12 protein-coding genes are annotated in these 12,834 nt (G+C 54.5%); 9 read left to right on the top strand and 3 right to left on the bottom strand.

The genetic code is table 11. The annotated features are described in order from the left end of the window. Positions 1-127: 127 nt before the first annotated feature. The 4 genes from hupB (at position 128) to AC07RN_RS05125 (ending at position 3,522) form a co-directional block, all read left to right on the top strand. Positions 128-400 (top strand): nucleoid-associated protein HU-beta, encoded by a 273-nt coding sequence (gene hupB / locus AC07RN_RS05140; protein ID WP_012016312.1) that lies wholly within the window; start codon positions 128-130, stop codon positions 398-400. A gap of 211 nt (positions 401-611) precedes the next feature. Further along, positions 612-2,486: a peptidylprolyl isomerase gene (ppiD, locus tag AC07RN_RS05135; protein ID WP_478335744.1), complete on the top strand. Its 1,875-nt coding sequence runs from the start codon at positions 612-614 to the stop codon at positions 2,484-2,486. Between the two features lie 148 nt (positions 2,487-2,634). Beyond that, a complete protein-coding gene (locus AC07RN_RS05130; protein ID WP_012016314.1) occupies positions 2,635-3,024 on the top strand; it encodes a helix-hairpin-helix domain-containing protein in 390 nt (129 codons plus the stop codon). Positions 3,025-3,123: 99 nt separating this feature from the next. Further along, positions 3,124-3,522 carry a YbgC/FadM family acyl-CoA thioesterase gene (locus tag AC07RN_RS05125; protein WP_012016315.1) on the top strand — a complete coding sequence of 133 codons (399 nt, stop codon included), beginning with the start codon at positions 3,124-3,126 and terminating at the stop codon, positions 3,520-3,522. 85 nt (positions 3,523-3,607) lie between these two features. Here the strand turns inward: AC07RN_RS05125 and queC are convergent, their stop codons facing one another. Further along, positions 3,608-4,303, bottom strand: a complete 696-nt coding sequence (queC, locus tag AC07RN_RS05120) for a 7-cyano-7-deazaguanine synthase QueC (RefSeq protein ID WP_478335743.1) — start codon at positions 4,301-4,303, stop codon at positions 3,608-3,610. Between the two features lie 66 nt (positions 4,304-4,369). Next, the gene (locus AC07RN_RS05115; protein WP_478335742.1) at positions 4,370-6,070 is read right to left on the bottom strand and encodes an SgrR family transcriptional regulator; all 1,701 of its coding nucleotides are present in this window, start codon (positions 6,068-6,070) and stop codon (positions 4,370-4,372) included. A gap of 101 nt (positions 6,071-6,171) precedes the next feature. On the opposite strand from AC07RN_RS05115, the gene cof reads away from it, so the two are divergent. Next, on the top strand, positions 6,172-6,990 hold the full coding sequence (gene cof, locus AC07RN_RS05110) for an HMP-PP phosphatase (RefSeq protein WP_478335741.1): 819 nt from the start codon (positions 6,172-6,174) through the stop codon (positions 6,988-6,990). Positions 6,991-7,030: 40 nt separating this feature from the next. Here cof and AC07RN_RS05105 read toward each other — a convergent pair whose 3' ends face one another. After that, positions 7,031-8,077: a PLP-dependent cysteine synthase family protein gene (locus AC07RN_RS05105; RefSeq protein ID WP_449554236.1), complete on the bottom strand. Its 1,047-nt coding sequence runs from the start codon at positions 8,075-8,077 to the stop codon at positions 7,031-7,033. A gap of 116 nt (positions 8,078-8,193) precedes the next feature. Between AC07RN_RS05105 and AC07RN_RS05100 the strand changes: the two genes are divergently transcribed. The 4 genes from AC07RN_RS05100 to glnK all read left to right on the top strand — a co-directional run bounded on the left by AC07RN_RS05100 (position 8,194) and on the right by glnK (position 12,802). Continuing rightward, on the top strand, positions 8,194-8,652 hold the full coding sequence (locus AC07RN_RS05100; protein WP_012016320.1) for an Lrp/AsnC family transcriptional regulator: 459 nt from the start codon (positions 8,194-8,196) through the stop codon (positions 8,650-8,652). Between the two features lie 42 nt (positions 8,653-8,694). Next, positions 8,695-10,467 (top strand): SmdA family multidrug ABC transporter permease/ATP-binding protein, encoded by a 1,773-nt coding sequence (locus AC07RN_RS05095; protein WP_012016321.1) that lies wholly within the window; start codon positions 8,695-8,697, stop codon positions 10,465-10,467. After that, positions 10,460-12,241 (top strand): SmdB family multidrug efflux ABC transporter permease/ATP-binding protein, encoded by a 1,782-nt coding sequence (locus tag AC07RN_RS05090; RefSeq protein WP_478335740.1) that lies wholly within the window; start codon positions 10,460-10,462, stop codon positions 12,239-12,241. Before AC07RN_RS05095 ends, AC07RN_RS05090 begins: the two co-directional genes overlap by 8 nt. A 222-nt stretch (positions 12,242-12,463) precedes the next feature. After that, on the top strand, positions 12,464-12,802 hold the full coding sequence (glnK, locus tag AC07RN_RS05085) for a P-II family nitrogen regulator (protein ID WP_012016323.1): 339 nt from the start codon (positions 12,464-12,466) through the stop codon (positions 12,800-12,802). Positions 12,803-12,834: the final 32 nt, after the last annotated feature.

Raw genomic sequence — 12,834 nt, 5'->3', positions numbered from 1 at the left:
GATTGCTGATTGGGCTAGCCATCAACAACGGGTGTTGTAAGGTCATGGCAGGCCTGATATAACTGCTGCGCGGTCGCGTCGTGAAGGATTCAGACGCGATATAAATTATAAAGAGAGGAAGAGAACAGTGAATAAATCTCAACTGATTGACAAAATTGCTGCGGGTGCTGATATCTCTAAAGCTGCGGCTGGACGTGCGTTAGATGCATTAATTGCCTCTGTAACCGAAACTCTGCAGTCTGGGGATGACGTTGCGCTGGTAGGTTTTGGTACTTTTGCTGTTAAAGAGCGTGCTGCCCGTACTGGCCGCAACCCTCAGACCGGTAAAGAGATCACCATCGCTGCCGCCAAAGTACCGGGTTTCCGTGCAGGTAAAGCACTGAAAGACGCAGTAAACTGATCGAATTCTCGTTCAAGGGAAGTTGAAAAGTACAAGGGCGCATCATTTGATGTGCCTTTTTTGTTTGTCCAGTACGACTTTATACGAGTTTATGCGAGTTGTGGGCTGACAATTGCCCCGGTTTCTTGTCACAATACGACTTTATGCGCTGCGGTCAGGATTTCCGCCAGCGTCAGGTCACCAGTCACCTACAGCGGAGTGTGGTCACACCATGATGGACAGCTTACGCACGGCTGCTAACAGTCTCGTGCTCAAGATTATTTTCGGTATCATTATCCTGTCATTCATTTTGACCGGCGTGAGTGGATACCTGATTGGCGGTAGCAGCAACTACGCCGCTGAAGTGAATGGCCAGGAAATTAGCCGCGGGCAGTTCGAAAATGCCTTTGCCGGGGAACGTAATCGCATGCAGCAGCAGCTCGGCGACCAGTTTTCTGAGCTTGCAGCGAACGAAGGCTACATGAAAACCTTACGCCAGCAGACGGTAAATCGCCTTATCGACGAAGCGCTGTTGGATCAATACGCCAAACATTTGGGTCTGGGCATCAGCGATGACCAGGTCAAAAAAGCCATTTTCTCCACTCAGGCTTTCCAGACAAACGGCAAATTCGACAACACCCGCTATAACGCTATCGTCAACCAGATGGGGATGACGGCGGATCAGTATGCGCAGGCTCTGCGTAATCAGCTGACTTCTCAGCAACTGATCAACGCAGTAGTGGGTACCGATTTCATGCTCAAAGGCGAAACCGACGAGCTGGCGGCCCTGGTGTCACAGCAGCGCGTAGTGCGTGCAGCCACGATCGACGTGAATGCCCTGGCGGCAAAACAGCAGGCCAGCGACGAAGAAGTTAAAGCTTATTATGAGCAGAATAAAAACAACTTCACCGCACCTGAGCAGTTCCGCGTGAGCTATATCAAGCTGGACGCGGCGACCATGCCGGAAACCGCTTCTGACAGCGATATTCAGTCCTACTACGACCAGCATCAGGATCAGTTCACTCAGGCGCAGCGTAACCGTTACAGCGTGATTCAGACGAAAACGGAAGCCGACGCGAAGGCTGTCGTTGACGAACTCGCTAAAGGCGCAGATTTTGCGACCGTGGCGAAAGCAAAATCCACCGACATCATCTCTGCAAAAAATGGCGGTGATATGGGTTGGCTGGAAGATGCCACCACGCCAGAAGAGCTGAAAAATGCGGGCCTGAAAGAAAAAGGCCAACTGTCCGGTGTCATTAAATCCTCCGTTGGTTTCCTGGTTGTGCGTCTGGATGATATCCAGCCTGCGAAAACCAAACCGCTGGCTGAGGTTCGTGATGATATCGCGGCGAAAGTGAAGCAGGAAAAAGCGCTGGACGCCTACTATGCGCTGCAGCAGAAAGTGAGCGACGCTGCGAGCAATGACAACGAATCTCTGGCGGGTGCTGAGCAAGCCGCAGGCGTTAAAGCCGTTGTGACCGGTTGGTTTGGGCACGATAACCTGCCGGACGAACTGAACTTCAAACCGGTTTCTGATGCCATCTTCAACGGTGGTCTGTTAGGTGACAACGGTACGCCGGGCAACAACTCTGACATCATCACGGTCGACGGCGATCGCGCCTTTGTGCTTCGTGTTACCGAACATAAAGCAGAAGCCATTAAACCGCTGGAAGACGTCAAAGATCAGATTGCTACTCTGGTGAAACACACCAAAGCGGAACAGCAGGCGAAGCTTGATGCTGAAAAACTGCTGGCTGAACTGAAAGCAGGCAAGGGTGACGCAGCGCTGAAAGCGGCAGGTCTGAGCTTCGGTGAAGCGAAAACCTTAAGCCGTACCGGTCAGGATCCGATTAGTCAGGCGGCTTTTGGTCTGAGCCTGTCAGCGAAAGATAAGCCAAGCTACGGCACCGCATCCGACATGCAGGGCAACATCGTTGTGCTGGCGCTTGATGAAGTGAAAGCAGGCACAATGCCGGATGAGCAGAAAAAGGCGATGGTTCAGGGTATCACTCAGAACAACGCTCAGATCGCTTTCGAAGCATTGATGAGTAACCTGCGTAAAGAAGCGAAAATCAAGCTGGGCGATATCATCACTCAGCAGCAGTAATTACGTCGCTGCTCGCAGATTTTCGTAACGCACTGCAAAATTCAAAGGCCGCTTTCGCGGCCTTTTCCATTTCTGCAATCTGCCGTTTGTTCTTGTTTTGCTTGGGCGCTATCGTCACCTGGCTGTCAACAAACAAGGAGAAAACAGCATGAAACGTGGAATCAAAGCACTTTTTATTACGCTTGCAATCGCTACGGCGGGAATGAGCTTTAGCGCTATGGCGGCGACACCCGTGGCGAAAACGCATGCCACTTCATCTGCGGCGGATTCAGCGACGCCGTCGGCATCGGCATCTGAACAAACCAAGGCGAAGGCAAGCGCCAAAGCCACGGACGAAGAGGGCACGCAGGTCAGCATCAACTCTGCATCAGCAGAAGATCTGGCCCATGCCATGAACGGTGTAGGTCTGAAAAAAGCGCAGGCGATTATTGCCTATCGCGATGAGTACGGCCCCTTTAAAACCATCGACGATCTCAAGCAAGTTCCCGGCATTGGCAACTCACTGGTTGAGCGTAACCTCACACACTTAACGCTGTAATCATGTAATAGCTTGCAGAGCAGCAAAAATTTGCCAGGATAAAGAGGTCATACCAGTCGTGACCTCTCATCCTATAACAACAGTAAAGGCTATTGCGCTATGCAGACCCAAATTAAAGTTCGCGGTTATCATCTTGATGTTTACCAGCACGTGAATAATGCACGTTATCTGGAGTTTCTGGAGGAAGCGCGTTGGGACGGGCTGGAAAACAGCGAAAGCTTCCAGTGGCTCACGGCGCACAACATTGCTTTTGTGGTCGCGAACATCAATATCAACTATCGCCGCCCGGCAGTCCTGGGCGACAGGCTAACGGTAACAAGCCAGGTGCAGCAGCTAAACGGCAAAAGCGGGGTGCTGAGTCAGATAGTAACGCTGGATCCCGAAGGGCAGGTGGTGGCGGATGCGCTGATCACTTTCGTCTGTATCGATCTCAAAACGCAGAAAGCGCTGCCGCTGGAAGGAGAGTTGCGAGAAAAGCTCGAGTTGATGATCGTATAACGCCCCTGGAAGGCGCGGGGCTGGAAGGATTTTCATGACCGTGCTGGCGCGGCAAACTGTTCGACAGCACGGTCGTCAAAGAGCGTTATTTCAGCCCTGTTTTGGCTTTCATTGCAGACATCACAGCGGGCTTATTCGTCAGATAATGATTGAGCCCGTTGGATCGCAAATTACAGGCGGCACAGTGTCCGCATCCGTCGCCTTTAATCCCGTTATAACAGGTTAGCGTTTCAGTGCGGACCAGTTCCAGTTTTTCCCAGTAATCTGCCAGCGCCCAGGTCTCAGCTTTATCGAGCCACATGAGCGGCGTTTCGAAGCGAATCACTTTTGCCATACCCAAATCGACGGCATGGTTGAGCGCTTTAACGAACTCGTCACGGCAATCTGGATAGCCGGAGAAATCGGTTTCGCAGACGCCCGTAATGATCGCTTCGGCTTTCACCTGATAGGCATAAATCGCTGTCAGCGTGAGGAACAGAATATTGCGACCAGGCACGAAGGTATTCGGAATGCCGTCGGCATCGGGTTCGTAGTCGGGCACGGGAATACTGTCGCGGGTGAGGCTACTGACGGCCAGTTCGTTTAACAGCGTAACGTCCAGGACTTTATGCGCACGTGCACCAAGCTTCAGCGCCAGTTCCCGAGCCACGTCGATTTCTGCCCGATGACGCTGACCATAATCAAACGTGACGCAATGCACTTCATCATATTGATGCAAAGCCTGAATCAGGCAGGTGGTGGAATCTTGTCCTCCGCTGAACACGACGACGGCACGTTTCATAAATAATCTCATCAGTAACGGTAAAGGTGTCATGGTAACGTCTGATAATCGCGCCGACCAGCTTCTTCACGTATTTGGCGCCGGAAGCCACGCCTGCGTGAAATCAAACCAGCCACGGGTGTTAAGGCGGATACCGTTAACCCCTGGCGGAGCGCTGATTTGATATTGATAGTTAAACAGTGGCGTCAGTACGGCATTTTCCATTAGATTTGTGAAGATGGCTTTCAGCCCCGCATGACGCGCTTGCTCATCAGTCTGTATCTGCACCGCATCCAGTGTCGCCTGGAGATGAGCATATTGCGGCGCGCTTAACAGGTGCGGCCACAGCGTATCGCAGCGGAGCCATTGCTCCAGCGTATAGCCCGGCGCTTCACCTATCAGCCTGTCGCCCATCATCAGATCGGCATCGGCAAGCGCGCTGCATACGTCCCAGGTTTTGGCGTCATGAAAAACGACCGTCAGGTTGCAGCCCAGATTGGCCAGATAACGTTTGAGCTGCTCTGCCATGGAATGAAGTTCAACGGGCAAATGATAAACCAGGGTCAGCGTCTCAGGCAGCGCGACCGTATTCAGCGTTGGCCAGCCGGGAATAGTCCAGCCCGGCAGCAACTCCTGTGCAGGCGTAATCAGGTTTTCATCCAGCGGGAGCGTATGCAGCAGCGTGGTTTGATGGATGATAGTGATGAGCCGCTGCGCCTGCATTTGGCTAAGACGCGGGCTTTGTTTCAGCGTGAGATAACAGAATCCCAGGCTGGTACTGCTGCTGACCAGACTCAGATTGGCCAGTTCATCCGGCTCACCAATGGCGATTTGCACGGGGTGGCGACAGCTGGTGCCTAAATTCTGTTCAAAAAGTTGCGGGGTGATCCAGTATTCAATGGCCTTCAGCAAAGGGTGACTGAGGTGGTACTGCTCGTGGCATACGAGCCGGACCAAATCAGGCTCGTATGCCGTCAAACGAAACGGACCGCTGCCGGTCAACGGGCGATCGGGATGGGCCAGGCGGCTGCAATAACTTGCCAGGCGATGGGCGATCCAGTAATCCGGCTTATGTAAAACAAATGTCAGGCATTGCGGATGTGTCACATCGATGCGCAATACGCTGTTGAACAATCGGCGCAGCGCAGGGAGATCGAGCAATTTTATCAAGCTGGACTGAAGCTGTGCCGTCTCGACCTTATCGCCGTTATGCCAGTGCAGCGTCGAGCGAATGTAAAAATGCCAGCGTAACCCGTCGGCCGACACCTCCCAGTGATGAGCCAGATCCCCCGTGGGTTCGCTACTGTTGCCGTTGAACCGTGTGAGCCCCGAGAAGACTTGCCCCACAAGATGCTGCTCAGCCCGCCCGGGTAAAAATCCTGCGTGCAGCGGATCAAGCGAGCGATAGTAAGGAATACGCAGCGTGGGCGTATCGTTTTGCCACTGACCGCCCAAGAACGGATGCAGCAGCGTGCGGAGTTCCTGCGGCGCAATTTGTGCCAGTTCCAGCGCGTTATGCTGATGCCCGTTTTTTAGCGCCTCTTCCATCATGATATTGCGCAGCGAGTCTGGCGAAACGTGGAAGGTCAGCTCCCCTCGTTTGCCGCGCCCGGATTGCGCTCGCCAGCTTAGCCAACCGGCATCCTGTGCCTGTCGCAACAGCGTTCGTACATGCCGTTCGCTGCAAAAGCAGCGGCTGGCAAGTTCGTTTACCGTAATGTGTTGAGTGGCACCCGCAGACGGTTGCCACAGTCGTTGATATTGGTTGAGACGATTTAGCTGGCGCATATTAAACCCGGAACAATTATTGTCATCTTTTCACTATTACTTCCGTATATCTCAGGCAATACTGAACCACAAGATAATCCCATCACATTTCAGGAGTCATCATGGCGCGGCTTGCAGCATTTGATATGGACGGCACGCTTTTAATGCCGGACCACAGCTTAGGGGATAAAACTCTGAGCACGCTGAAGCGCCTGCATGATCGTGATATCACGCTGACGTTTGCCACCGGTCGTCATGTGTTGGAGATGCGCCATTTGCTGGGGGCGCTTTCGTTAGATGCGTTTCTGATAACCGGCAATGGCACACGCATTCACTCTGTCGAAGGTGAGGTATTACACCGTCAGGATCTCGATCCTGACGTCGCAGATTTAGTTCTGCACAGTACCTGGGAGACCGAGGCGAGTATTCACGTCTTCAATGATACGGGTTGGTTAACGGGCAAAGAGATCCCTGAGCTGCTGCATGCCCATGTTTACAGCGGATTTCGCTATCAGCTGACAGACTTGCGCCGTATTCCCTCGCACTCGGTGACGAAAATTTGTTTCTGCGGCGATCACGACGATCTCTGCCGCCTGCGCATTCAGCTTAACGATGCGTTAGGCCGCCGCGCGCATCTCACGTTTTCGGCGATGGATTGTCTGGAGGTGCTGCCCGTGGGATGTAACAAAGGCTCCGCCCTGGCAGTGCTGAGCGACCACCTGGGCTTAACCCTGCAGGATTGTATGGCGTTTGGCGACGCCATGAACGACCGCGAAATGCTGGGAAGCGTGGGTCGCGGTCTGATTATGGGGAATGCGATGCCGCAGCTTATGGCGGAGCTATCCCATCTACCGGTTATCGGGCATTGCCGTAACGAAGCGGTGTCCCATTTTTTGACACATTGGCTGGATCAACCAAACCTCCCGTATTCCCCCGAATAGTGAGACCCTTCCAGCAAGCCAGACCGAGGTCTGGCTTTTTTTATTTCAGCATCTGCGCGATCTGCGCTTTCCACGGCTCAATATCCCCGATATGGGTTTTCACCCACTCTGCGTTGTAATAGGTGTCGAGATAGCGCTCGCCGCTGTCGCACAGCAGGGTAACGATAGAACCGGTGCGGCCTTCCTCGCGCATCCGTGAAGCCAGGTGCAGAACGCCCCACATATTGGTCCCGGTTGACGCGCCCACTTTGCGGCCAAGCTGCGTTTCCAGCCAGTGTGCCGTCGCCACGCTTGCCGCATCTGGCACACGCAACATCTCATCGACGACATCAGGAATGAAAGAAGGCTCTACGCGCGGGCGGCCAATCCCTTCGATTTTGCTGCCCACTGGGCTGCGAAGCGTGGCATCGCGGCTCTGCCAGTAATCCATAAACACAGAATTCTGCGGATCAACCACCATCAGTTGAGTGTCATAGCCCTGGCAGCGTATATAGCGGCCAATCGTCGCCGAGGTGCCGCCCGTCCCGGCGCTCATGACGATATACGACGGCTGGGGGTGCGGCTCATTGTTCATCTGACGGAAAATACTGTCAGCAATGTTGTTGTTCCCGCGCCAGTCGGTCGCACGCTCGGCAAACGTAAACTGGTCCATATAGTGACCGTTCAGCTCACGGGCGAGCATTTCCGAGGCGGCGTAAATCTCGCAGGCGCTTTCCACAAAGTGGCAGCGGCCGCCGTAGAATTCGATCTGTTCGATTTTGCGTTTCGCGGTACAGGAGGGCATCACGGCGATAAACGGCAGGCCAAGCAGGCGCGCGAAATAGGCTTCTGACACGGCCGTTGAACCCGATGACGATTCAATGATCGTTGTGCCTTCTTTGATCCAGCCGTTGCACAAACCATACAAAAACAGCGATCGCGCCAGACGATGCTTGAGGCTGCCCGTAGGGTGAGTACTTTCATCTTTTAGATAGAGCTGAATGCCTGCAAAACCCGGCAGCGCGAGGCGAATCAGATGCGTATCCGCCGAACGTTGATAATCTGCATTGATCTCGCTAATCGCATGTTTGACCCAAGAGCTATTCATCGTAGGAATCCGTTTGTCATTTTGTGCCCAGCATAGCGAATAGCACGGAAAAAATTGTTGCTATCTGGCCTTTAAAATAGAATGTCAGGAGAAAAATATTCTCTGTGAGGTGGGGTATGTTAGATAAAATTGACCGCAAGCTGCTCTCTTTGCTGCAAAAGGACTGCACCCTCTCTTTGCAGGCACTCGCTGATGCCGTTAATCTGACCACCACGCCCTGCTGGAAACGACTCAAACGTCTCGAAGATGACGGCGTTTTACTGGGCCGAGTGGCCCTGCTGGATCCCGAAAAACTGGGGCTTGGACTGACCGCGTTTGTTCTGATAAAAACGCAGCATCACAGTAGCGACTGGTACTGCCGATTTGTCACCGAAGTCTCGGAGATGCCAGAGGTGCTCGGGTTCTGGCGCATGGCGGGTGAGTATGACTATCTGATGCGCGTCCAGGTGGCGGACATGAAACGCTATGATGATTTCTACAAACGGCTGGTCAACAGCGTACCGGGCCTCTCGGATGTCACCTCGAGTTTTGCCATGGAACAGATAAAATACACCACAGCTTTACCCATTGAATAACATCCGGACTTTGCCGGAACAATACCTTCAGGAATTTACCGCGTGCGATTATTTGCTCAATTAAGCTGGTACTTCCGCCGGGAGTGGCGACGCTATCTCGGCGCAGTAGCCCTGCTTATTATCATTGCCATTCTGCAACTGATTCCGCCCAAAGTGGTGGGATATGTGGTGGATGGCGTCACGGAACAACATTACACCACCGCACGGGTGATGATGTGGATCGGCACGCTGGTCCTGACCGCGGTGATTGTCTACCTGTTGCGCTACGTCTGGCGCGTGCTGCTGTTCGGTGCGTCCTATCAGTTGGCCGTCGAGCTGCGCGAGGATTTTTATCGCCAGTTGAGCCGTCAGCATCCTGAGTTTTACCTTCGCCATCGCACCGGCGATCTTATTGCGCGCGCCACCAACGACGTGGATCGCGTGGTCTTTGCCGCCGGGGAAGGCGTCTTAACGCTGGTGGATTCGCTGGTGATGGGCTGCGCGGTGCTGATTGTCATGTCGACGCAAATCAGCTGGCAGCTTACGCTGCTGGCGCTGTTGCCGATGCCGATTATGGCGCTGGCGATCAAGCGCTATGGCGACCAGCTGCACGAGCGTTTCAAGCTGGCGCAGGCGGCGTTCTCATCGCTGAACGACAGAACCCAGGAGAGCATGACCAGCATCCGGATGATCAAAGCCTTTGGTCTTGAGGATCGCCAGTCGGCGCTGTTTGCCGCAGATGCCGCGGACACCGGCGCGAAAAACCTGCGCGTGGCGCGGATTGACGCCCGGTTTGATCCCACGATTTATATCGCCATCGGTACGGCGAACCTGCTGGCGATCGGCGGCGGAAGCTGGATGGTCGTCAACGGCTCCATGACGCTCGGCCAACTGACCAGCTTTGCCATGTATCTTGGCCTGATGATTTGGCCGATGCTGGCGCTGGCGTGGATGTTTAACATTGTCGAACGCGGCAGCGCGGCGTACAGCCGTATTCGCGCGATGCTCGCCGAAGCGCCCGTCGTTAACGACGGCACCGAATCCGTCCCGGAAGGGCGTGGTGTGCTGGACGTGGCCATCCGTCAATTCACCTATCCGCAAACCGAAAAACCGACGCTTGAGAACGTGAACTTCACGCTGCGTCCGGGACAAATGCTGGGGATCTGCGGCCCGACAGGTGCGGGGAAAAGTACCGTATTGTCACTGATTCAGCGTCACTTTGATGTCACGCAGGGCGAGATTTGTTTTCACGATCTCCCGCTGACGCGTTTGCAGCTCGACGCCTGGCGCAGCCGCCTGGCGGTCGTCAGCCAAACGCCATTTTTGTTCTCCGATACGGTGGCGAACAATATTGCGTTGGGACATCCGAATGCGACACAAGAAGAGATTGAGCATGTGGCGCGGCTTGCCAGCGTCCACGACGATATTCTGCGCCTGCCGCAAGGTTATGAAACCGAAGTTGGCGAGCGCGGCGTGATGCTCTCCGGCGGGCAGAAACAGCGCATTTCCATTGCCCGCGCGTTACTGCTCAACGCCGAAATTTTGATTCTGGACGATGCCCTTTCTGCCGTTGATGGTCGGACGGAACACCAGATTTTGCACAACCTGCGCCAGTGGGGTGAGGGACGCACGGTGATCATCAGCGCTCACCGCTTATCGGCATTGACCGAAGCGAACGAAATTCTGGTGATGCAGCACGGGCATATCGCCCAGCGCGGACATCACGACCAGCTTGCCGAACAGGCGGGTTGGTATCGCGATATGTATCGCTATCAGCAGTTGGAAGCAGCGTTGAATGATGCGCCAGATCTGAATGAGGAGGCCACCGATGCGTAAATTCGTGCAACTTTGGCCGACGCTAAAACGTCTGCTGGCCTACGGTTCGCCATGGCGTAAACCGCTTTCTATTGCGGTCGTGATGCTGTGGATAGCGGCGATTGCCGAAGTCAGCGGTCCGCTGCTGATCAGCTATTTTATCGACAATATGGTCGCGAAAAGCTACATGCCATTGGGGCTGGTGGCCGGACTGGGTGTGGCCTATATCGGCCTGCAGCTGCTCGCCGCCTCGCTGCATTATGCGCAATCGCTGCTGTTTAACCAGGCGGCGGTTGGCGTTGTGCAGCAGCTACGTACGGACGTTATGGACGCCGCGCTGCGCCAGCCGCTGAGTGAATTCGATACCCAACCCGTCGGGCAGGTGATTTCGCGCGTCACCAATGACACCGAAGTGATCCGCGATCTGTACGTCACCGTCGTGGCCACGGTTCTGCGCAGCGCTGCATTGATTGGCGCTATGCTGGTGGCAATGTTCAGCCTCGAATGGCGCATGGCGCTGGTGGCGATCACTATTTTCCCGGCCGTGATGATTGTGATGGTGATTTATCAGCGCTACAGCACGCCTATTGTGCGTCGACTGCGCGCCTATCTCGCCGATATTAATGACGGCTTCAACGAAGTCATTAATGGTATGAGCGTGATTCAACAGTTCCGCCAGCAGGGGCGTTTTGGCGAGCGCATGGGCGAGGCGAGTCGCTCGCACTACATGGCGCGAATGCAAACGCTGCGTCTGGATGGCTTCCTGCTGCGTCCGCTCCTGAGCCTGTTTTCGGCGCTGGTGCTGTGTGGCCTGCTGATGCTGTTTGGTTTTGGCTCCGGCGGCACAATTGAAGTCGGCGTGCTATATGCGTTTATTAGCTATCTGGGGCGTCTCAACGAGCCGTTGATCGAGCTGACAACGCAGCAATCCATGCTGCAACAGGCGGTGGTGGCGGGTGAACGCGTATTTGAGCTGATGGATCGCCCACGTCAGACCTATGGCGATGATGAGCGTGAGCTGCAAAGCGGCTCAATTGCGATTGAAAATGTCTCCTTCGCCTATCGTGAGGATCGGCTGGTGCTTCAGGACATCAACCTTGAAATCCCGTCGCACAGCTTTGTGGCGCTGGTGGGGCACACGGGGAGTGGGAAGAGTACGCTCGCAAGCTTATTGATGGGCTACTATCCGCTGAGCCACGGCGAAATCCGCATTGATGGCCGACCGCTAGCCTCCCTGAGTCACAGCGTGCTGCGCAAAGGGGTCGCGATGGTGCAGCAGGATCCGGTGGTGATGGCCGACTCGTTCTTTGCCAACGTCACGCTGGGACGGCCTTTTACGGAAGAACAGGTCTGGGAAGTGCTGGAGAAAGTCCAGCTCGCCGATCTGGTTCGCGGTATGAACGATGGACTCTTCACGATGCTCGGTGAGCAGGGGAATACGCTTTCCGTCGGGCAGAAACAGCTGCTGGCGCTGGCGCGCGTGCTGATAGAGACGCCGCAGGTGCTGATTCTGGATGAAGCGACTGCCAGTATTGATTCGGGTACCGAGCAGGCCATTCAGCAGGCGCTGGCTGCCGTCAGAGAGCACACCACGCTTGTGGTGATTGCGCACCGCCTCTCGACGATTGTTGATGCGGACACCATTCTGGTGCTACATCGCGGGCAAGCCGTTGAGCGCGGGAATCACCGCCAGCTGCTGGAGGCCAAAGGGCGCTATTGGCAAATGTATCAGTTGCAGCTCGCCGGTGAAGAGCTGGCCGCCAGCACGCGTGAAGAGGAATCACTGAGCGCGTGATGCACCAGAATTAAGCACATCGCTAACAGGGATTTTCTGTTGGTGCAAAAATACAACGCATCATGCACTGTCATGGTGCGTTTTTTTTCGTTAAGACCAAAATCCTCCCTCGCTTCACCTCTCCAGCCTGATTTTGTCCTCTTTTTCAACTCTGGCACAGCGCTTGCAATATCTCTTTCGTAAGCGCTGCGGCCATTATTGAATTCTGACTGGAGGGGATCTATGAAGCTGGTTACGGTTGTCATCAAACCATTCAAACTCGAAGACGTGCGTGAAGCGTTGTCTTCAATGGGTATTCAGGGGCTGACGGTCACCGAAGTGAAAGGCTTTGGGCGTCAGAAGGGTCATGCGGAGCTCTATCGCGGAGCAGAATACAGCGTCAACTTCCTGCCTAAAGTGAAGATTGATGTGGCGATTGCTGACGATCAGCTTGATGAAGTGATTGATGTGGTCAGCAAAGCGGCCTACACCGGCAAAATTGGCGACGGCAAAATTTTCGTTGCCGAATTGCAGCGCGTCATTCGCATCCGTACGGGCGAAGCTGACGAAGCGGCACTGTAAGTAACTCCTGGCACACAGTGATAGGGATCGAG

The sequence above is a fragment of the Lelliottia sp. GFLA7 genome (genome assembly GCF_056490165.1).
Note: the sequence above shows the minus strand (reverse complement) of the source record. Positions and strands in the feature narration are given on the sequence as shown.